This window comes from Paracoccus subflavus, from assembly GCF_004310345.1.
Taxonomy (GTDB): Bacteria; Pseudomonadota; Alphaproteobacteria; order Rhodobacterales; family Rhodobacteraceae; genus Paracoccus; species Paracoccus subflavus.
The window spans coordinates 124,154-144,448 of sequence record NZ_SISK01000002.1 but is presented as its reverse complement, the minus strand read 5'-3'; the positions used below and the strand labels follow the sequence as shown (position 1 = coordinate 144,448).

Below are 20,295 nucleotides of genomic sequence, written 5' to 3'. Positions count from 1 at the left end.
GGCTGATCGCCGCGGCCTTTGTTTCTTATTCTTCGCTGGCTGCGGGGGCATCCTCGGGCCGTGCCTCTCCCTCGGGGGTCTTGCGGCGGCGCGGTCGTGCGGCAGGGGCCTGGGACGCTGCGGGCTTGTCCCCACGTGGGGCGCGCGGGGTTCGGCTGCGTGCGGGCTTGGCAGTTGCCTCTGGCGTTTCGACCGGACCTGCCACCGCGTCCTCGGACGTGGTCACGGCGTCCGGCAGGCCCAGGCCCTCGGGCCGGATTTCAGGCACAGTGGCATGGTCGGACTGATGCGCAGGCTGGGGCGCAGATTGCGGAACCGGCTGCGCCTCGGCTGCGGCGGCAGGTTCGAACCGCGGCTGTTCGCGTGCGCCATGATCACGCGGCTGGGCTTCGCGGCCCGCCTGATCGCGCTGCGGGTCGCGGAAATTGTTTTCACGCCGGGAGTTTTCGCGCCGATTATCATCGCGGCGGTTATCGTCACGGCGGGCGTCGTCACGGCGATTGTCATCCCGACGGATGTCATCCCGACGGACGTCATCCCGGCGGACGTCATCGCGCCGGCTGTCGTCGCGGCCATTGTCGTCGCGGGCCTGGTATCCGCCGCCATTGCCGTTCGGCTGAACGTCGCGGGGTTCGTCGCCGTCCTGACGGGGCTGGTGGAATTGCTGGCGTTCGGCCATTTCGCGCTGCGCCTCACCCAGCATCCGGGTATAATGCTCGGCATGTTGCAGAAACGACTGCTCGGCAACGCGGTCGTTCGACAATTGCGCATCCCGCGCAAGAGCCAGATATTTTTCAATGATTTGCTGGGGCGTCCCGCGAACCTTGCCTTCGGGGCCAGAGCTGTCGAAGACGCGGTTGACGACATTGCCCAGCGTGCGCTGGCGGTTCGACTTGTTGCGCGAACGGGATTTCGATGATCTCATCAGTCTGTCTGCTTGTGGTTCCAGGGTGATCGGGGTTTCCGAACGGCTTCGCGGGCGACACCGGCAGCGCGAGGTGGCGCATACCCGTTCAGCCCTTGCCTTGCACCCGAATGAACACAGAGTGGCGTTTCCAGGGAATCGGCTTTTTCCAGGCTGACCCGTGCGTGGGCATCGCTGCCCCCGTCACAATCGCGACTAAGCACGGCGAACGGATGGAAACAAGCGAAATCGACGGGATTGGCCGCTGTTCTGGCCCTTTCAGGCGGAGAACCCCGCCTTCACGACACGGTCGCGCCCATCCATATCGGCGATTATCCGCGTTTCGGCTCCTTGCAGGACCAGCAGGGCCGAGACGGCGGCGGCCTGCGTCGGACCGATCTCGACCAGCAGATGCCCGCCGGGGGCCAGATGCCGGAACAGGCCCGCCGCGATTGCGCGATAGGCGCTCAGCCCGTCGGCGCCGTCGGTCAGGGCTGAGGGCGGCTCCCATTCCCGGACGTCGGGGGCCAAGCCAGCCATCTCGGACAGGGCGATATAGGGCGGGTTCGACACGATCAGATCGAACCGCCCGGCCACACCGTCGAACCAGTCGGCCCGCACGAAATCGGCCATGACGCCAATGGATCGGGCATTGTTCCGCGCCACGTCAAGGGCCGCGGCCGAAATGTCCGTTCCCGTCCCCGCCGTCCCCCGCCGCGCCGCCAGCAGCGAGATCAGGATCGCACCGGTCCCCGTTCCCAGATCCAGAACCCTGCTCCAGGGCAGATCCAGGGCGGAGCGGACCAGAACCTCGGTTTCCGGGCGGGGGTCCAATGTGTCAGGAGTGACACGGAAACGGTGGTCGTAGAAATCGCGGAACCCCACGATCTGCGCGACCGGTTGACGCTTGGCGCGGGCGGCAAGATCGCGGTCCAGCCGATCCTGTTCGTCCCGGGTCAGGGTGCGGTCCATCATGCGCAGGCGTCCCGGCTCGACCCCCAGGATCGCCGCCAGGATTCGGTCGGCGTCGCGTGTCGCGCCCTCGATCCCCGCCGCCGACAGGCGCCGGGCAGCCCTGGCACGCGCCTCGGCCGGTGTCATTGCTGGGACGCCAGTCGCGCGGCCTGGTCATGGGCCGTCAGCGCGTCGATGGTTTCCCCCAGATCGCCCGCCATGATCCGGTCCAGCGCATAAAGCGTCAGGTTGATCCGGTGATCGGTCATCCGGCCCTGCGGGAAATTGTAGGTCCGGATGCGTTCGCTGCGATCGCCCGTCCCCACCTGCGACTTGCGGTCGGCGGCCCGTTCGGCATCGGCGCGGCTGCGTTCCATGTCGTAAAGCCGCGCGCGCAGAACGGCCATGGCATTGGCGCGGTTCTGGTGCTGCGACTTTTCGCTGCTGGTCACGACCATCCCGGTCGGCAGGTGGGTGATGCGCACGGCCGAATCGGTGGTGTTCACATGCTGCCCGCCCGCGCCGGATGCGCGCATCGTGTCGATGCGGATGTCGCCCGCGGGGATGTCGATATCCACCTCCTCGGCCTCGGGCAGGACGGCTACGGTCGCGGCGGACGTATGGATGCGTCCGCCCGATTCGGTTTCGGGAACCCGCTGGACGCGGTGGACTCCCGATTCGTATTTCAGGCGGGCAAAGACGCCCTCTCCCTCGATCCGCGCCACGGCCTCCTTGACGCCGCCCAGGTCGGATTCGGTCAGGTCCAGCATCTGGAAGGTCCAGCCCTGCTGTTCGGCATGGCGGCGATACATCGCCAGCAGGTCGCCCGCGAACAGCGCGGCCTCGTCCCCGCCGGTGCCGGGGCGGATCTCGATGATCGCGGGGCGGGCATCGGCGGCGTCGCGGGGCAGCAGGGCGATGCGCAGGGCCTGCTCCAGTGCGGGCACGTCGTCCTGCAACCGCCGGATCTCGTCGGCGGCAAGATCGCGCATCTCGGGGTCGGCCAGCATGGCCTGGGCCTCGGCCAGACCGTCCTGAGCGGCCCGCCAGCGCGAAACCTGTTCGACCACGGGTTTCAGATCGGCGTATTCGCGGCTGATCCGGGCGATCTGGTCGGGTGCCGCACCGGCATTCAACTGCGCTTCGAGAAACTCGAACCGCTGGACGATCTGGGACAGGCGATCCTGGGGCAGCATGGCGGGGGATTAGCCGGGCAGCGGCCTGCGGGCAAGCACCTTGGCACGCGGAACAGGTCCGGAACATTGCCTGATGCGGGGAATTGTGGATAACTTTTCGTCACCATAGAATGTGGTTTCCCAGGGTCGGTTGCCAAAATCTGCCCCTTCCGTTTCCCTTGGCCGAAAATGCGCCGTCTGATTTCCTCTGCTTTCTATTTCTTCAGATATGCCGTCCTGTCCGCCACGCTTGTCGTGATCGGCGGTTTTCTGATGGCGACCTTCGCCGAAGGCGCGATGGACGGCGGGCGAAACCAGACCTCGGCCTTTGCGGGGATCGTCCTGGCGGGGCTGCTGCTGCCCGCGCTGCTGCTGCGGCAAAAGACGCCGCCGCGCAGGGGACAGGGGCGGCGCCGTCCTGTCCGCTGCCCCAGGGACGGCCACGCCTTCGAGGAATGGGTGGCCGGCCGGCTGGAGGCGCAGGGCTGGCGGGCCCATGTCACCGCCGGGTCGGGCGACCAGGGCATCGACATCATCGCCCGGCGCAAGGGCCGCAAGATCGGGATCCAGTGCAAACGCTATGACGGCGCGGTGGGCAACAAGGCCGTGCAAGAGGCGTTTTCGGGCCGGGCCTTCCACCGGGTGGATACCGCCGTGGTCATCACCACCGGCCATTACACCGAAAGCGCCAAGGCGCTGTCGCGTCGCACCGGGGTCCATCTGCTGCATGTGCGCGACATCGGGCGCCTGGACCGGCTGATCTGACGATCAGCGCCGGGTCCAGCCATAAAGCGCGATCAGTTCGGTCGCCACATGCGCGCCTGCGATGGCGGTGGCCCCGGTCGTGTCATAGGGGGGCGACACCTCGACCACGTCGCCGCCGATCAGATCCACCCCTGCCAGCCCGCGCAACAGCGCCGCCGCCTGCCAGGATGCCAGCCCGCCCCAGACCGGCGTGCCGGTGCCCGGCGCGAATGCGGGATCCAGCGCGTCGATGTCGAAGGTGACATAGACGGGGCGCCCGCCCACCACACCCCTGATGCGGTCCAGCGTGGTTTCCACCCCGTCGCGATGCAGGCCCGCCGCATCCAGGATGGTCACGCCCAGCGTGTCGGGATTGTCGGTGCGGATGCCGATGCTGACGCTGGCCGCCGGATCCACCAGCCCCTGCCGGATCGCCTTGTAGAGAAACGTGCCGTGGTCGATGCGGTCGGGATCGTCGTCCACCCAGGTGTCGGAATGGGCGTCGAACTGGATCAGCGCCACGGGGCCGCGCCGCGCGGCCACCGCCCGCAGGATCGGCAGGGTGATGAAATGATCGCCCCCCAGCGTGATGGGCGCAGCACCGGCATCCAGGATCGCGCCGACATGCGCCGTGATCCGGTCCGGCACCCCGCGCACGTCGGCGTAATCGAAGGCCATGTCGCCGTAATCCACCACCGACAGCGTGGACAGCGGATCGTATCCCCAGCCATAGGGCGGATCAAAGGCCTGGAGGGTGGACGCCTCCCGGATCGCGCGGGGGCCGAAGCGGGCGCCGGGCCGGTGCGTGACCGCCTGGTCGAAGGGGATGCCGGTCACGGCCACATCGACGCCCGACAGATCCTTGGAATAGCGGCGGCGCAGAAAGCTGGCGGCGCCGCCAAAGGCGTTCTCGAACGAGGGGCCGCGCAGGTCGGTCCGGGTAAACGCCTGATCCACCTGGGTCTTTGCATCTTCCAAGGCCATCGTCATCCCCCGTACCGCTTGGGCCATGGTGGCCCGGCCAGTGCCGGCCCGCAAGGCCCGCCGCCCCTGCGAATCGCCTTGCATCCCCGGCATTTGCCGCTATAAGGCCCCATCCTTCCGCCTGGATATTGCAACCGGCGCAGTCTCTCGTGACGGGCGCGGAAGGATTTGTCCGTCGATGAAATGCGCCTGAAACCGAAAGGGATGCCATGCCTCTGTACGAGCATGTGCTGATCGCCCGGCAGGACCTGTCGAACACGCAGGCCGAAGGGCTGATCGAACATTTCTCGACCGTGCTGGCCGATAACGGCGGCAAGGTGGTCGAAAACGAATACTGGGGTGTGCGCACCCTGGCCTACAAGATCAACAAGAACCGCAAGGGCCATTACGCCTTTCTGCGTTCGGACGCGCCCTCGGCCGCCGTGCAGGAAATGGAACGCCTGGCCCGCCTGCACGAGGATGTCATGCGTGTCATGACCGTGCGCGTTGACGAACATGCCGAAGGCCCCTCGGTCCAGATGCAGAAGCGCGACGATCGCGACCGCGGGGATCGCGGCGACCGGGGCGACCGCCCGCGCGGCGACCGTGACCGGGGTGATCGCGGCGATCGTGGCGCTGACCGCGGCGAACGCCGCGAGCGGACTGAAAGGATCTGATCATGGCCAACAAACCCTTTTTCCGCCGTCGCAAGGTCTGCCCGTTCTCGGGCGAGAATGCGCCCGCGATCGACTACAAGGACACGCGCCTGTTGCAGCGCTACATTTCCGAACGCGGCAAGATCGTGCCCTCGCGCATCACCGCCGTGTCGGCCAAGAAGCAGCGCGAACTGGCCCGTGCCATCAAGCGCGCCCGCTTTCTGGCGCTGCTGCCATATGCCGTGAAGTAAGGAGACAGGGACATGCAAGTCATCCTGCTGGAACGCGTGGCAAAACTGGGCCAGATGGGCGAGGTCGTCCGGGTCAAGGAAGGCTATGCCCGCAACTTCCTGCTGCCCCAGGGCAAGGCCCTGCGCGCATCCGACGCCAACATCAAGGCCTTCGAGACCCGCAAGGTCCAGCTTGAGGCCCAGAACGCCGAAACCAAGACCGAGGCCCAGAAGGTCGCCGACAAGCTGGACGGTCAGGTGTTCGTGGTGATCCGCTCGGCTTCCGATGCCGGGGCGCTCTATGGCTCGGTCACGACCCGCGACGCCGCCGAGGCCGCGACCGAGGCCGGCTTCACCGTCGATCGCCGCCAGATCGTGCTGGGCAATCCGATCAAGGATCTGGGGATGCACGAGGTCACCATCGTCCTGCACCCCGAGGTCGAGGCCACCATCGTGCTGAACGTCGCCCGTTCGGCCGAGGAAGCCGAACTTCAGGCGCAGGGCAAGTCGATCCAGGATCTGGCCGCCGAGGCTGATGCCGAGGCCGAATTCGAGATCGCCGAACTGTTCGACGACATCGGCGCCGCGAACGACGACGGGGACGACGACCGGAACTGATCCGGTTCCCCACGCAAAATTCAGGACCGTGCCGGGAAACCGGCACGGTCTTTTTCGTGTTCCGGTTCAAATTGCTTCCTTCCGGAACCGGACCTATCATGAACATGATCATCGACAGCCGCCCGGGGGCGGCGCTTTCGCATTGCAGGACCAGGGGATTGCAGACGCCCGACCCATTGAGCCAGCTTCTTGCCAGGCGTGACTGGCTGATGGCGGACGGTGCGACGGGCACCAACCTGTTCAACATGGGCCTGACCCCGAACGAGGCGCCGGAACTGTGGAACAGCCGCCATCCCGACCGTGTGCGGCGCCTGTATCGCGACGCCGTGGACAGCGGGGCCGATCTGTTCCTGACCAATACCTTTGGCGGAAATGCCAGCCGGCTGGGCCTGCGCAAGGCCGCCGATCAAGTCCGCGACCTGAACCGGGCTGGTGCGGCACTGGCGCGCGAGGTGGCCGATGCCGCAGGCCGCAAGGTGATCGTTGCGGGCAACATCGGCCCCACGGGCGAGATCATGGCCCCGGTGGGCAGCCTGTCCCACGCCCGCGCGGTCGAGATGTTCCATGAACAGGCGGATGCCCTGAAGGAGGGCGGCGCCGATGTCCTGTGGGTGGAAACCATCGGCTGCGACCGTGAATTCCGTGCCGCAGCCGAGGCTGCGCGTCTGGCAGACATGCCCTGGTGCGGCATGATGAGCTTTGATACGGCCGGGCGTACGATCATGGGCGTGACCTCGGCGCAACTGTCGGCCCTCGTGGAACGTCTGCCCAATCCGCCTGTCGCCTACGGCGCGAACTGCGGCGTGGGCGCGGCGGACCTGCTGCGGACGGTGCGCGATTTCGTGGCCTCGGGCAACGAGCGCCCGATCATCGCCAAGGGCAATGCCGGGGTGCCGCGCCTGGAAGGAGGGCACCTGCACTATGACGGCACCCCTGCGATCATGGCCGACTATGCCTGCCTTGCCCGGGACAGTGGCGTGCGCATCATCGGCGGCTGCTGCGGCACCACGCCCGCCCATCTGCGCGCCATGCGCGAGGCCCTGGAGTCCCGCGCGCCCGGCCCCCGGCCATCGCTTGAGGAGATCGCAGAACGACTTGGCGGGTTCTCGTCATTGGGCGACGGGTTCTGAACTCTGTTTCGGCAAGAGGACTGCCTAACCGATGAAGCCGTTGGATCTGCCGGATCGCAGCGGGATGCCTTTTGAACCGGCACAAGGGTCGCCGCCGGTCATCCCCGCCCCGTTCCGGGCCGTCCGTCCGACAGGGCAGCCCTCAATCCACAGCCCGAGCGCAAGGATCAGGACCATGAACGAAACCCGTCACAGCAAGACCGCCGTCACCAGGGGATTGATGAACAGGTGTCCCAATTGCGGCCAAGGCAAACTGCTGCGGGGATATCTTGGAGTTTCCGCCGAATGCGAGGTCTGCCACGCGCCCCTTGGGCGCTATCCGGCCGCCGATGGCCCGGCCTTCTTTGCCATGACCATCATGCTGCTGTTGCTGATCCCGTTGATCGGGTTCACCTGGGTGCTGTTCCGGCCAAGCCCGGTGATGCTGCTTGTGATCACGGGCGGCATCTCGACCGTTGTGACGCTGATCCTGTTACGGCTCACCAAGGGCGCGTTCATCGGCTATCTTTGGGCTAAGAACGAACAGGACCGCGGCGCCTGAAAAGGGGCGCCTAGAACAGCGACAACTGGTCCCCTGCCCTGGGCGGCGGACCAAAGCGGCTGCAATCCAGCGGCACGCCGCTGTCTTGATAGCCCAGGCGCCTGCGGGCCAGCCGGAACCGTTGCCGGGCGAGGTCCGCCTCGATGCCGCTGCCCCAGAAACGGTGGCCGAAACGCGGGTCGTTGTCGCGTCCGCCGCGCATGGCTTGGACCCGGTTCATCACATGCGCCGCCATGCCGGGACGGTGCCTCTCCAGCCAGTTGCGGAACAGCGGCGCCACCTCCAGCGGCAGGCGCAGGGGGATCATGCTGGCCGTCGTGGCCCCCGCTTCGCGCGCGGCGGTCAGGATCGCCTCGATTTCGGGTTCGGTCAGGACCGGGATGACGGGGGCCACCATGACGCGCACCGGCACCCCGGCGGCGGACAAGCCGCGGATCATGCGCAGCCGGGTTTGCGGCGCAGGGGCACGAGGTTCCATCGCGCGGGCAAGACCTGCGTCCAGCGTGGTGATGCTGACGCCTACCGCCGCCATGCCCTTGGCCGCCAGTTCCGCCCACAGGTCCAGGTCGCGCAGGACCGTATGCCCGCGCGTGACCAGCGTCGCCGGATGGTTCCAGTCCGACAGCACCCGCAGAATCCCCGGCATGATCGCCAGGCGCGATTCGACCGGCTGATAGGGATCGGTGTTCGTCCCCATGGCGATCGGCGCCGGACGATAGCCGGGCCGGGCCAGTTCGCGGGCCAGCAAAAGGGCGGCTTCGGGTTTCGCGGTGATGCGCGTTTCGAAATCCAGCCCCGGAGACAGGCCCAGATAGGCATGGGTCGGCCGGGCATAGCAATAGATGCAGCCGTGTTCGCATCCCCGATAGGGGTTGATCGACCGGTCAAAGCTGATGTCGGGCGAGGTGTTGCGGGTGATGATGCTGCGCGGGCGTTCGAAAGACACCTCGGTCCGCAGCAGGTGCTGATCCTCGGGGATGTCCCAGTCGTCGGATTCGCGGACCCGCTGATGGGGTTCGAACCGTCCATCGGGGCGGGTATCCGTGCCTCGGGCCTTGAGGCGCTCGTCTGGATTGCGGGGCGGCAGCATGGCAAGATCCTAGAACAATCACGGAACATTCGCCAGCGTTTTGACGGTTGATGTTTGCTCGGCCGACCCCCATCCTGCGCCCGACCGATATCAGGAGCTGTCATGACCGAGGACTATACCCCGCCAAAGGTGTGGAGCCAGAAGGGCGAGAATGGCGGCCAGTTCGCCAGCATCAACAAGCCCACCGCCGGCGCCCAGTTCGACCGCGATCTGCCAGTGGGCAAGCATCCCCTGCAGCTTTATTCGCTGGCCACGCCCAATGGGCAAAAGGTCACGATCATGCTCGAGGAACTGCTCGAGGCAGGCCATGACGCCGAATACGACGCCTGGCTGATCCGCATCACCGACGGCGACCAGTTCGGCAGCGGCTTCGTGGCGGTGAACCCGAACAGCAAGATCCCGGCGCTGATGGACCATTCGGTGACGCCGCCGCGGCGGGTCTTTGAATCGGGCTCGATCCTGCTGTATCTGGCCGAGAAATACGGCGCCTTCCTGTCCACCGACCCGGCCGCGCGCACCGAGACGCTGAACTGGCTGTTCTGGCAGATGGGCGCGGGCCCCTATCTGGGCGGTGGCTTCGGGCATTTCTATGCCTATGCGCCCACCAAGATCGAATATGCGATCGACCGCTTTACCATGGAGGTCAAGCGCCAGTTGGATCTGCTGGACAAGCGACTGGCCGAGACGCGCTTTGTCGCCGGGGACGACTATACCATCGCCGACATGGCGATCTGGCCCTGGTACGGGCGGCTGGTCACCGGCGGCGCCTATGGCGACGCGGCGACCTTCCTGGACGCACAAAGCTATCGTAACGTCCACCGCTGGCAGGCCGAGATCGCCGCACGCCCGGCGGTGCAGCGCGGCATCATGGTGAACAACACCTCGGACGAGGATCCGGCGAAGCAGTTGTGGGAACGCCACGACGCCTCGGATTTCCAGACCCGGACACAGGACAAGCTGCAAGCATAAGACAAGGGGGCCCAAAGGCCCCCTCGTTTGTATTCGCGATCCGGTGGCTGCCTGATCAGTTCCGCGCGCGGTCCACCATCTTGCCCTTGGAGATCCAGGGCATCATCTCGCGCAGCTTGGCGCCGACCTGCTCGATCTGGTGTTCGTCGTTGGCGCGGCGCGAGGCCTTGAGCGTCGGCTGGCCGATGCTGTTTTCCAGCATGAAGTCGCGCACGAACTTGCCCTGCTGGATGTCCTGCAGCACCGCCTTCATGCGGGCCTTGGTCTCCTCATAGGGCAGGATGCGCGGGCCGGTGACGTATTCGCCATATTCGGCCGTGTTGCTGATCGAATAGTTCATGTTGGCGATGCCGCCTTCATAGATCAGGTCCACGATCAGCTTTACCTCGTGCAGGCATTCAAAATAGGCCATCTCGGGCTCATAGCCCGCCTCGACCAGCGTCTCGAAGCCGCAGCGGATCAGTTCGACCAGACCGCCGCACAGCACCGCCTGTTCCCCGAACAGGTCGGTCTCGCATTCCTCGCGGAAGTTGGTCTCGATGATGCCCGACCGGCCGCCACCGATGGCCGAGCAATAGGACAGGCCGATGTCCATCGCCTTGCCCGAGGCGTCCTGATGCACCGCGACCAGGCAGGGCACGCCGCCGCCCTTGACGTATTCGCCGCGAACGGTGTGGCCCGGACCCTTGGGCGCCATCATGATGACATCGACGCCGGGCTTGGGTTCGATCAGGCCGAAATGCACGTTCAGCCCGTGGGCAAAGGCGATCGCCGCGCCCTCGCGCAGGTTGTCGTGGACGTATTTCCGATAGGTTTCGGCCTGCAGTTCGTCCGGCATGGTGAACATGATCAGGTCGGCCCAGGCGGCGGCCTCGGCAATGCCCATGACCTTCAGACCCTCGCCCTCGGCCTTTTTCGCAGAGGGGCTGCCCTCGCGCAGGGCGACGACCACGTTCTTGGCGCCCGAATCGCGCAGGTTCAGCGCATGGGCATGGCCCTGGCTGCCATAGCCGAGGATCGCGACCTTCTTGTCCTTGATCAGATTCACGTCGCAATCGCGGTCATAGTAAACGCGCATGGGATAAGTCCTCTTTGTCTCCGATGCTGCATTTCTAGGAACAGGGCCGATTGTATTGGCATCTGATTTTATCGCTTCATACAGCATTCCAGTAATGGCCATGCTCGGTTTTTATTGTTAATGAAATTTTCATGCCCGACAGCACGGACCGCCGGATCCTTCGCCATCTGCTTGCCGACCCCCGGGCCACCAACGCGGTTCTGGCCGAACGCGCAGGCGTGGCGCCCGCCAGCCTGTGGCGGCGTCTGGACCGGTTGCGCGATACCGGCGTGATCGCCGCCATTCAGGAGCGCATCGACTGGCGCGCCCTGGGATACGAGGTGCAGGTCAGCCTGCGTTTCACGCTGGACAAGACCAGCCCCCGCGCCTTTGACGAATTCATCGCCGCCGCGCGCGAGGTGCCCGAGGTCACGGAAATCCAGACCTTCCTCGGCAGCGTGGACCTGCGCCTGTCGGTGATCGCCCGCGACATGGCGCATTGGCAGCAGATCTATCGCGACCGGATCCTGACCCTGCCGCATGTGTCCGACAGCGACGCGCTGATGCTGGTCAGCACCATCAAGGACAGCGGGGAACTGGCGCTGTGACCGGCCTGGATGCGACGGACCTGGCGATCCTGCGGATCCTGACCGGCGATGCCACCCAGAGCGCGGCGGATATCGGGCGCGCCGTCGGCATCGGCCAGCCCGCCGCCTGGCGCCGCATCAGGCGCCTGTCCGACAGCGGCATCCTGGCGGGGCGGCGGGTGATCGTGGACAATGCCGCGCTCGGCTTTGGGGTCACCGTGTTCCTGGGCATCCGACTGGCGACAAAGGGCCGCACAAGCCTGGAGGATTTCGAGCGCGCGGTGACCGCCATCCCCGAGGTGCAGACCGTCCAGCACGTTCTGGGCCAGTTCGACTATCGTTTGCGCATCACCGCCCGCGACATTTCCGATTTCGAACGCATCCTGCGCCGCCGCATCATGACCCTTCCCGGCGTGGGCCAGGTCGAGGCAAACGTGATGCTGTCCGAGGAGCGACGGCCGGGGCCGCTGGGCAGCTTGTGATGGCAATGCGCGCGAATCCGGCTGGTCCCGTCCCGCCCTGCGCGCTAGAAACCATCATGCAGAAGATCACCCTTCCCGAACGACCGACCTGGCGCGATACCGCGCGCGAGGTGGGCTTTACCTTCGCCGACATGCATGGCGAGCCCTATTGGGACGAAAGCTCGGCCTATCGGTTCACGCTGCGCCAGATCGAGGACGATATCGAGGATCCCTCGACCGAGCTGCACGCCATGTGCCGCGACGCCGTGGCCGAGATCGTGGGCAGCGAGCAGATGATGGACCGGCTGGGCATCCCCGCCCCGCATCGCGACCTGATCGCCGATAGCTGGCGGCGGAATGAGCCCGAGATCTATGGCCGGCTGGATCTGGCCTATGATGGCACCGGCCCGGCCAAGCTGCTGGAATACAACGCCGATACGCCGACCTCGCTGTATGAAAGCGCATCGTTCCAGTGGCAGTGGCTGGAGGACCAGTTGGCTGCGGGCGTGCTGCCCGATGGCGCCGACCAGTTCAACGGCATCCACGAGGCGCTGGTGGAACGGTTCCGCACGCTGTTTCCCCCCAACACCGACATCCATTTCACGGCGATGGCGAACAACCCCGAAGATTACGCCACCGTCGAGGCCATGGCCTGGGCCGCGCGCGAAGCGGGGATGGGCGCCCATTACAGCGACCTGGACAAGCTGGGCGTGACGAAACAGGGGCAGTTCGTCGATGCCGAGGATCGGGTGATCGGCACGCTGTTCAAGCTGTATCCGTGGGAGGATCTGCTGCGCGACGATTATGCCCGCCACATCACGGGATCGGGTTGCCTGTTCCTGGAACCCGCCTGGAAGGCGCTTGTGTCCAACAAGGGTATTCTGCCGGTGCTGTGGCAGATGTTTCCGGGCCACCCCAACCTGCTGCCCGCCTTCTTTGCCGACGACGTGGCCGACGCGCTGGTGGCTGGGGGACGTCCGCTTCCCGCTGTGGCCGATGCCTTTGCCAAGGTCGCCGACCAGTTCCGGCGCGCCCATGTGGTCAAGCCGATCTTTTCGCGCGAGGGCGCGGGCGTCAGCATCGTCGAGGGTGGCGAAGTCACCGAGGCCTCTCCGAATACGGATTATGACCAGCACCCGCGCATCGTTCAGGCCTATGCGTCCCTGCCCGATTTCGACGGGTTCAGGCCGATCGTCGGCGCCTGGATCGTGGGCGATCGGTGCGTAGGCATGGGCATGCGCGAGGACAGGGCGCGCATCACGCAGGATCTGTCGCGCTTCAAGCCGCATTTCATCGCGGAGCAGGGGAAAATGCCATGAGGAAACGATCCGGAACCGTTGCGCTGACCATCCTTGGCGCCGCCAGCTTTGCCATCGCCGGCTGTCGCGACGAACAGGTCGATGCTCAGGCCTTTCCTGATCTGGCAAGCTGTCAGGCCGCCGCGGCCGAAGGGGGGCTGTTCACCGCCGCCGAATGCGAACAGACCTTCGCCGAGGCCGAACAGTTGCACGTCGAATCCGCCCCCCGATACGACAGCCTGCAGGTCTGCGAGGAACAGCACGGCGTCGGCAACTGCGGGTCAGAGGATCAGCAGGTGTCGAATGGCGGGTCGGGCAGCATCTTCATGCCGCTGCTGGCGGGGTATCTGATCGGGTCGATGCTGGGGGGCGGCGGATTGTCGCGGTCCCAGCCGATGTACCGCACGGCGGGCGGGGGCTATACCAACGCCGCGCGCACCAGCACCTTTTCCAGCAACACCGGGCGCGCGGCGCTGAATTCCAACCAGTTCGCCCGGCCTGCGCAGACCATGGGACAGGCGCCGATGACGCGGGCCACCGCCGCATCGCGCGGCGGCTTCGGCTCGACCGCCGGCAGCAGGGCGGTCAGCGGTTGACAGGGGCGCGGGCGTAGGAACCTTATTGGCGTCAAGACGTCATGCCTTGACCTTTCCCGTGCAGGAGTTCCCCATGCCCCGTCTCGCCCCGCTTGCCGCCGTTCTGATGATGGCGGCGACTCCCCTGGCCGCCCAGGACATCGTTGTGTCCTCGAAGATCGACACCGAAGGCGGCTTGCTGGGCAACATGATCCTGCTGGCCCTGCAGGATGCAGGCCTGCCGGTGCAGGACAGGCTGCAACTGGGCGGCACGCCGATCATGCGCGACGCCATCGTGGCGGGGCAGATCGACATCTATCCCGAATATACCGCCAACGGCGCCTTTTTCTTCAACGAGGCCGACAGCGAGGTCTGGAAGGACGCGGCCCAGGGCTATGCCCGCGTGGCCGAGCTGGACCGTGAACAGAACGACATCGTCTGGCTGACGCCCGCCCCCGCCAACAACACCTGGGCAATCGCGCTGCGCCAGGATCTGGCCGAGGAAAACGGCCTGACCACCATGTCCCAGATGGGCGAATGGATCGCAGGCGGCGGTGCAATCAAGCTGGCCGCGTCCAGCGAATTCGTCACCTCGCCCGCAGCCCTGCCGGCGTTTCAGGAAACCTACGGCTTTACCCTGACCCCCGACCAGTTGGTCCAGCTTGCGGGCGGCGATACGGCCGCGACCATCGCGGCGGCAGCGCAGCAGACATCGGGCGTGAACGCGGCCATGGTCTATGGCACCGACGGGGCGATTGCCGAGGCGGGATTGCTGGTGATGCAAGATGACAAGGCCGTGCAGCCCGTCTATCAGCCCGCCCCCATCGTCCGGGCATCGGTGCTGGAGGCGCATCCCCAGATCGCCGAGGTGCTTCAGCCGATCTTCGAATCGCTGTCGCTGCAAACCCTTCAGACGCTTAACGGCCGCATCCAGGTCGGAGGAGAGCCGGCGCAGGCCGTGGCCCGCGATTACCTGGAACAGGCGGGCTTTCTGGACTGACCGGCGGTGCCGCGAATCCAGCCGCCCGCTGTCCTGTTTGCCTTGACCGGGCTGGCGGGACTGGCACTGCCGCTGGTGCAGCTCAGGCCCAACCGCATCGTCCCGGGCGAAGGGATCGCGCTGGCGGGCTTGCCAGGGGGCGCCGCCATTACCATTGTAATGGCTGTCGTTCTGCTGGCCGCCTGCCTGCCCCGCTGGACCGCCGACCTGCGGCTAGGCGTGGCGATCGCGGGGCTGCTGGCGGTCTTGCTGCTGCTGGGCATGGCGGCGACCCATTTGCAGCAATCGGGAAATGCCCTGGCACGCGTATCCCCTGCCGTGGGCTTCTGGCTCTTGCTGCTGGCCTTTGGACTGATGGCGGCGGATGCGGTCGGTCGGCTGCGGCTCTCGTTGACGTGGCGCTGGGCGATGCTGGCAGGCGCGGTGGGAATCGCCGCGGCGATCCTTGTATCGGGCATTTTGGACGGCGTGTCGGTGATGCGCGAATATGCCAGCCGCAGCGACCTGTTCGCGCGCGAGGCTCGGGCGCATCTGACGCTTGCCCTGGGCTCGCTGGGCTTGGCGCTGCTGGCGGGCATTCCCCTGGGCATCGCTGTTTACCAGTCTCCGCGCTGGCGCGGCCCGGTGCTGAGCGTGCTGAACATCGTGCAGACCGTGCCGTCGCTGGCGCTGTTCGGGATCATGATCCCTGTTCTGGGGTGGGTCGCCGCGACGGTTCCGGGGGCCGGGGCGGCCGGAGTGTCGGGTATTGGTGCCTTCCCGGCGCTGACGGCGCTGTTTCTGTATGCGCTGCTGCCGGTAGTGTCCAACACCCTGGCCGGACTGACCGGAGTTCCCGTGGCCATTCGGGATGCCGCCGTGGGCCTGGGCATGACCCGCGCACAGGTTCTGGGGCAGGTGCTGATGCCCCTGGCGCTGCCGGTCCTGCTGGCGGCGGTGCGTATCGTGATGGTCCAGAACATCGGGCTGGCTGTGATCGCCGGATTGATCGGGGGTGGGGGGTTTGGCACGTTTGTCTTTCAGGGGCTGAACCAGACCGCCATGGATCTGGTGCTGCTGGGCGCATTGCCGACCGTGGCGCTGGCGCTGGTTGCGGGCATTGCCTTGGACCTTCTGGTGCAGGGAACCCGAAGGCCTGCTCCGTGATCGAAATCCGGAACCTGACCCGCCTGTATAACGGCATTGCCGTGGTCGATGACGTCAGCCTGACGGTAAAGACCGGAGAACTGGTGGTGCTGGTCGGCACATCGGGATCGGGCAAGACCACCCTTCTGCGCATGATCAACCGCCTGATCGAACCGTCGTCCGGCCAGGTTCTGATCGAGGGGGCCGACACAGCCACCCTGCCCGCCCATCTGCTGCGGCGCAGGATCGGCTATGCCATCCAGGGGCACGGGCTCTTTCCGCACTGGACCGTGGCGCAGAACATCGCCACCGTGCCGCGTCTGCTGGGCTGGCCCAGGCCGCAGATCGACGCCCGGGTCGATGAGCTGCTTGCCCTGTTCCAACTGGATCCCGCCCAGTTCCGCAACCGGATGCCACACCGGTTGTCGGGGGGACAGGCGCAGCGGGTGGGCGTGGCCCGCGCGCTGGCGGCGAAACCAGACCTGCTGTTGATGGACGAACCCTTTGGCGCGCTGGATCCGCTGATCCGGGCCAAGGCGCAGGCCGATCTCAGGGATATCCAGCGCCGTCTGGGCACCACGCTGATCCTTGTCACCCATGACATGACCGAGGCGGTGGACCTGGGCGACCGGATCGCCGTCATGGATGGCGGCCAACTGGTGCAATATGCCCCCCCGGCGCGCATCCTGACCGACCCGGCGACGCCTTTCGTGCGCGACCTGATTGGCACGGGCGACCGGGCGCTGCGGCTGTTGTCGCTGACGCCCGTTTCGGACGTGGCTGCCCCCGGCAGGGCCGAAGGCCCCCCCATCCCCGCCGAGGCCAGCCTGCGCGACGCATTGGCCGAATGCCTGTGGAGCGGGCGGGACGCCCTGCCCGTTGCGGGCGGCGGTGTCATCACGCTGGACACCCTGCGCGCCCTGGCCCGCCCGCGATGACGGGGCGCTGGATGATGGCGATTGCGGGAATGGTGCTGGCTGCCTTTCTGGTGGCACCGGATCGCTTTGCCCCGCTGTTCCAGCCCCTGACCCGAAACGGCGCCCCGGCCATCTATCAGCAGACCAGCATCCTGTCGTTGACACTGTCGCATCTGGGGATCGTGACGGTGGCGGTTCTGGCCTCGACGGTGGCGGGCCTTGTGCTGGCTATTCTGGTCACGCGCCGGTCGGGACGCGAGTTCCTGCCGCTGGCGCGGACCGTGACCGCAGTGGGCCAGACGCTGCCGCCCGTGGCCGTGCTGGCGCTTGCGGTGCCGGTGATGGGGTTCGGAACCGGGCCGACGCTGGTCGCGCTGTTTCTTTATGGCATGCTGCCGGTCTTTGAAAACGCCTTGGCCGGGCTGACCGGCCAATCCCCACAGGTGGCCGAGGCCGCGCGCGGCATGGGCCTGACCCCGGTTCAGCGGCTATGGCAGATCGACCTGCCCCTGGCCCTGCCCCTGCTTCTGGCCGGGATGCGGCTGACAGCGGTCATCTCGCTGGGAACGGCGACCATCGGCTCGACGGTCGCGGCCCGCACCCTGGGCGAGGTGATCATCGCGGGCCTGCTGTCCGCCAATACCGCCTTTGTCGTACAGGGCGGGCTGGTGGTGGGCATCCTGGCCGTGCTGATCCATCACGGCTTCCAGGCGCTTGAACGCCGGGCCCGGCTGCGGACGGGACTGGACTAGATCACCACCGGCCGGGCCTGCCAGATATCCTTCATATAGCCCCGGATGGTCCGGTCGGACGAAAAGAATCCCGCCCGCGCGATGTTCAGCGCCGCCATCCGGTCCCAGGCCGCGCTGTCGCGGTAGGCGGCATCGATGCGGCGCTGCGTGGCGAAATAGGCGTCGAAGTCGCTGGCCACCAGAAAAGGATCGTCATTCCAGGTTCGGTCCAGCAGGTGATAATAATTCTCGGCCCGGCCAAAGCGACCCTCGGCGATCAGGTGCAACGCGGTCTTCAGATCCTCGCTCTGCTCGATCGCGTGGCGGGCATGGCCGGGAGTGGCGGCCTCGGCTGCGGCCTTTTCGGCGGTCAGGCCGAACAGGAAAAAGTTCTCTGGCCCGACCAGATCGCGGATTTCGACATTTGCCCCGTCCAGCGTGCCCACTGTCAGCGCGCCGTTCAAGGTGAATTTCATGTTGCCGGTGCCCGATGCCTCCTTGCCCGCCGTGCTGATCTGTTCGGACAGGTCGGCGGCCGGGATCAGATCCTCGGCCATCGAGACGTTGTAGTTCGACGGATAGGCGATCTGGAGGAATTTCGCCGTGACCGGATCGCCATTGATGGTTGCGGCCACGTCGTTGATCAGGTGGATCACCGATTTCGCCAGCCAGTATCCGGGGGCAGCCTTGCCGCCAAAGATCTTGATGCGGGGCGTCCAGTCGCCTTTGGGGTCGTCATGGATGCGTTTCCACAGGGCGATGGCTTCAAGAATATTCAGCAGTTGCCGCTTGTATTCGTGGATGCGCTTGATCTGCACGTCGAAGATCGCATCGGGGTCTGCCCTGACGCCCAGTCCCGCCAAAAGGCCGTTGGACAGCCATACCTTGTTGGCGCGCTTGACGCCGGACAGCGATTCGCGAAAGGCGGCGTCGTCGGCATGGGGCTCTAGCGCGCGCAGACGGTCCAGATCGGTGGTCCACCCCTCGCCGATGGTATCATCCAGAAGCCGTGCCAGCCCGGGGTTTGCCAGCCGCATCCAGCGGCGCGGAGTGACGCCGTTGGTCTGGTTCACGATCCGGTCGGGATGCAATCGGTGCAGATCCGCAAACACCGTGTTCTTGACCAGTTCGGTATGCAGTGCGGACACGCCGTTCACCCTGCTGGCCATGACAAAGGCCAGTTCGCCCATCAGCACCTGATCGTGCTGGATGATGCCCACATGCGGCGGGCGCCCGCTGGTCCGCCGGTGGTCGTCGTCGATCATCTGGATGATCTGCATGTGGCGCGGCAGAACGCGGCCCATCAGCCATGTGGACCATCGTTCCAGCGCTTCGGGCATGAGGGTATGGTTGGTATAGTTCAGCACCCCCCGCGCCAGGTCGCGCGCCTTTTCGAAGGCAAGGCCGTGATCATCCATCAAGAGGCGGATCAGTTCCGGTCCGGCAATGGCGGGATGGGTGTCGTTCAACTGGATCGCCACCTTGTCCGGCAGCATCTCCAGATCGCTATATTCCTGAAAGAACCGGCGCAGGATGTCCTGAAGCGAGGCCGAGGTCAGGAAATATTCCTGTTTCAGCCGCAGTTCCTTGCCCGCGTCGGTCGTGTCGTCGGGATAAAGGACACGCGACAGGGTTCGCGCCAAGGCCTCGGGTTCGGCCGCCGCCGTATGATCGCCGGCATTGAAGCGATGCAGATCCAGCAAGGTGGTCGGATGTGCCCCCCACAGCCGCAGCGTGTTGGCCCAGTGGCCGCCCCAGCCGATCACCGGCGTGTCATAGGCGCGCGCGATCACGCTTTCGCCCGGATGCCAGACCGACCTGCCGCCTATCCGCTCGACATGCCCCTTGAAGCCCACGGTATAGCTGTAGTCGATCTTGACGAATTCCCAGGGGTGGGGCTGGTTCAACCAATCCTCGGGCGATTCGACCTGCTGGCCGCCCTCGAACCGCTGTCGGAACAATCCATGCTCGTAGCGGATGCCAAATCCGAAGGCGGGGCAGCTCAGCGATGAGAGCGATTCCATGAAGCAGGCCGCAAGCCGCCCCAGACCGCCATTGCCCAGGGCCGCGTCGGGTTCGTCGTCCAGAATTTCCTGCTTGTTCAGGCCCAGCATCCCCAAAGCCTCGTCCATCGGCTTTTCAAGGCGCAGGTTGATGATGGCATCGTCCAGAATACGGCCGATCAGGAATTCCATCGACAGGTAATAGACCCGCTTGGCGCCCTGATCGCGGGCGGCGCGAAAGGCGTCGATCCAGGTCTGCGTCATGAGATCGCGGACGGTATGGCTGACCGCCATTCGCCAATCGAAGGTCGTGGCGAATTCCGCCCCCCGCCCCTGGCTGTAGGCCAGATGATGCAGGATGCGATCGTGCAGGGTCTGGGCCGTGGGGGTTGATGTCAAGATCGGGCCTCCTGCCGCAAGGGATCGCACATCGCCATTCTGGCGAACCGCCACCCTAGGATACAAATGTTAATTTTCTGCTGCCAGCTTTGCCGGGTATTGAAAAGCCCTTTGGCACCCGCCTCGCAGCGCGTCATTTCGCAAGGATCCGCCCTGCCGCGTGGGCAC

Annotated in this window: 22 protein-coding genes; 15 read left to right on the top strand and 7 right to left on the bottom strand. The window is 66.0% G+C overall.

The window, feature by feature from the left end; genetic code table 11:
* Positions 1 to 25: 25 nt before the first annotated feature.
* From EYE42_RS16560 to prfA, 3 genes are all read right to left on the bottom strand, one after another.
* Complete coding sequence (locus EYE42_RS16560; protein WP_130989987.1) at positions 26 to 925, bottom strand: DUF4167 domain-containing protein; 900 nt, start codon at positions 923 to 925, stop codon at positions 26 to 28.
* 258 nt (positions 926 to 1,183) lie between these two features.
* Positions 1,184 to 2,005: a peptide chain release factor N(5)-glutamine methyltransferase gene (prmC, locus tag EYE42_RS03800; protein WP_130989986.1), complete on the bottom strand. Its 822-nt coding sequence runs from the start codon at positions 2,003 to 2,005 to the stop codon at positions 1,184 to 1,186.
* The gene (gene prfA / locus EYE42_RS03795) at positions 2,002 to 3,054 is read right to left on the bottom strand and encodes a peptide chain release factor 1 (RefSeq protein ID WP_130989985.1); all 1,053 of its coding nucleotides are present in this window, start codon (positions 3,052 to 3,054) and stop codon (positions 2,002 to 2,004) included. The genes prmC and prfA overlap by 4 nt, the downstream gene beginning before the upstream one ends.
* A 168-nt stretch (positions 3,055 to 3,222) precedes the next feature.
* On the opposite strand from prfA, the gene EYE42_RS03790 reads away from it, so the two are divergent.
* Complete coding sequence (locus EYE42_RS03790) at positions 3,223 to 3,798, top strand: restriction endonuclease (protein WP_130989984.1); 576 nt, start codon at positions 3,223 to 3,225, stop codon at positions 3,796 to 3,798.
* Between the two features lie 3 nt (positions 3,799 to 3,801).
* Here the strand turns inward: EYE42_RS03790 and speB are convergent, their stop codons facing one another.
* On the bottom strand, positions 3,802 to 4,761 hold the full coding sequence (speB, locus tag EYE42_RS03785; RefSeq protein WP_130990224.1) for an agmatinase: 960 nt from the start codon (positions 4,759 to 4,761) through the stop codon (positions 3,802 to 3,804).
* 209 nt (positions 4,762 to 4,970) lie between these two features.
* On the opposite strand from speB, the gene rpsF reads away from it, so the two are divergent.
* The 5 genes from rpsF (at position 4,971) to EYE42_RS03760 (ending at position 7,915) form a co-directional block, all read left to right on the top strand.
* Positions 4,971 to 5,417 (top strand): 30S ribosomal protein S6, encoded by a 447-nt coding sequence (rpsF, locus tag EYE42_RS03780; protein WP_130989983.1) that lies wholly within the window; start codon positions 4,971 to 4,973, stop codon positions 5,415 to 5,417.
* A gap of 2 nt (positions 5,418 to 5,419) precedes the next feature.
* Entirely contained in the window at positions 5,420 to 5,647 is a 228-nt protein-coding gene (gene rpsR / locus EYE42_RS03775; RefSeq protein WP_020949472.1) for a 30S ribosomal protein S18, read from the top strand.
* A 12-nt stretch (positions 5,648 to 5,659) separates the two neighbouring features.
* Positions 5,660 to 6,244: a 50S ribosomal protein L9 gene (gene rplI, locus EYE42_RS03770; protein WP_130989982.1), complete on the top strand. Its 585-nt coding sequence runs from the start codon at positions 5,660 to 5,662 to the stop codon at positions 6,242 to 6,244.
* A 98-nt stretch (positions 6,245 to 6,342) separates the two neighbouring features.
* Positions 6,343 to 7,374, top strand: a complete 1,032-nt coding sequence (gene bmt, locus EYE42_RS03765; RefSeq protein WP_425466555.1) for a betaine--homocysteine S-methyltransferase — start codon at positions 6,343 to 6,345, stop codon at positions 7,372 to 7,374.
* A 175-nt stretch (positions 7,375 to 7,549) separates the two neighbouring features.
* Positions 7,550 to 7,915, top strand: coding sequence for a DUF983 domain-containing protein (locus EYE42_RS03760; RefSeq protein ID WP_130989981.1), 366 nt, complete (start codon positions 7,550 to 7,552; stop codon positions 7,913 to 7,915).
* A 10-nt stretch (positions 7,916 to 7,925) separates the two neighbouring features.
* Here the strand turns inward: EYE42_RS03760 and EYE42_RS03755 are convergent, their stop codons facing one another.
* Complete coding sequence (locus tag EYE42_RS03755; RefSeq protein WP_130989980.1) at positions 7,926 to 9,005, bottom strand: PA0069 family radical SAM protein; 1,080 nt, start codon at positions 9,003 to 9,005, stop codon at positions 7,926 to 7,928.
* Positions 9,006 to 9,107: 102 nt separating this feature from the next.
* Here EYE42_RS03755 and yghU point away from each other — a divergent pair, with 102 nt between their 5' ends.
* The gene (yghU, locus tag EYE42_RS03750; RefSeq protein ID WP_130989979.1) at positions 9,108 to 9,974 is read left to right on the top strand and encodes a glutathione-dependent disulfide-bond oxidoreductase; all 867 of its coding nucleotides are present in this window, start codon (positions 9,108 to 9,110) and stop codon (positions 9,972 to 9,974) included.
* A 55-nt stretch (positions 9,975 to 10,029) separates the two neighbouring features.
* Here the strand turns inward: yghU and ilvC are convergent, their stop codons facing one another.
* Positions 10,030 to 11,052 (bottom strand): ketol-acid reductoisomerase, encoded by a 1,023-nt coding sequence (gene ilvC, locus EYE42_RS03745; RefSeq protein ID WP_130989978.1) that lies wholly within the window; start codon positions 11,050 to 11,052, stop codon positions 10,030 to 10,032.
* Positions 11,053 to 11,183: 131 nt separating this feature from the next.
* Between ilvC and EYE42_RS03740 the strand changes: the two genes are divergently transcribed.
* The 8 genes from EYE42_RS03740 to EYE42_RS03705 all read left to right on the top strand — a co-directional run bounded on the left by EYE42_RS03740 (position 11,184) and on the right by EYE42_RS03705 (position 17,746).
* Complete coding sequence (locus tag EYE42_RS03740) at positions 11,184 to 11,639, top strand: Lrp/AsnC family transcriptional regulator (protein ID WP_130989977.1); 456 nt, start codon at positions 11,184 to 11,186, stop codon at positions 11,637 to 11,639.
* Positions 11,636 to 12,100: an Lrp/AsnC family transcriptional regulator gene (locus EYE42_RS03735; RefSeq protein ID WP_130989976.1), complete on the top strand. Its 465-nt coding sequence runs from the start codon at positions 11,636 to 11,638 to the stop codon at positions 12,098 to 12,100. The genes EYE42_RS03740 and EYE42_RS03735 overlap by 4 nt, the downstream gene beginning before the upstream one ends.
* A gap of 56 nt (positions 12,101 to 12,156) precedes the next feature.
* Positions 12,157 to 13,398, top strand: a complete 1,242-nt coding sequence (locus tag EYE42_RS03730; protein ID WP_130989975.1) for a glutathionylspermidine synthase family protein — start codon at positions 12,157 to 12,159, stop codon at positions 13,396 to 13,398.
* Positions 13,395 to 13,973: a DUF1190 domain-containing protein gene (locus EYE42_RS03725; RefSeq protein ID WP_130989974.1), complete on the top strand. Its 579-nt coding sequence runs from the start codon at positions 13,395 to 13,397 to the stop codon at positions 13,971 to 13,973. The genes EYE42_RS03730 and EYE42_RS03725 overlap by 4 nt, the downstream gene beginning before the upstream one ends.
* Before the next feature lie 73 nt (positions 13,974 to 14,046).
* Positions 14,047 to 14,952, top strand: a complete 906-nt coding sequence (osmF, locus tag EYE42_RS03720; protein WP_130989973.1) for a glycine betaine ABC transporter substrate-binding protein OsmF — start codon at positions 14,047 to 14,049, stop codon at positions 14,950 to 14,952.
* Between the two features lie 6 nt (positions 14,953 to 14,958).
* On the top strand, positions 14,959 to 16,098 hold the full coding sequence (locus tag EYE42_RS03715; RefSeq protein WP_246020573.1) for an ABC transporter permease: 1,140 nt from the start codon (positions 14,959 to 14,961) through the stop codon (positions 16,096 to 16,098).
* Positions 16,095 to 17,015 (top strand): ABC transporter ATP-binding protein, encoded by a 921-nt coding sequence (locus EYE42_RS03710; RefSeq protein ID WP_130989972.1) that lies wholly within the window; start codon positions 16,095 to 16,097, stop codon positions 17,013 to 17,015. The genes EYE42_RS03715 and EYE42_RS03710 overlap by 4 nt, the downstream gene beginning before the upstream one ends.
* Before the next feature lie 11 nt (positions 17,016 to 17,026).
* Positions 17,027 to 17,746 carry an ABC transporter permease gene (locus EYE42_RS03705; protein WP_246020572.1) on the top strand — a complete coding sequence of 240 codons (720 nt, stop codon included), beginning with the start codon at positions 17,027 to 17,029 and terminating at the stop codon, positions 17,744 to 17,746.
* Here the strand turns inward: EYE42_RS03705 and EYE42_RS03700 are convergent.
* Positions 17,743 to 20,127 (bottom strand): glycogen/starch/alpha-glucan phosphorylase, encoded by a 2,385-nt coding sequence (locus tag EYE42_RS03700; RefSeq protein WP_246020571.1) that lies wholly within the window; start codon positions 20,125 to 20,127, stop codon positions 17,743 to 17,745. The two genes, EYE42_RS03705 and EYE42_RS03700, sit on opposite strands and share 4 nt — an antisense overlap.
* Positions 20,128 to 20,295 lie beyond the last annotated feature (168 nt).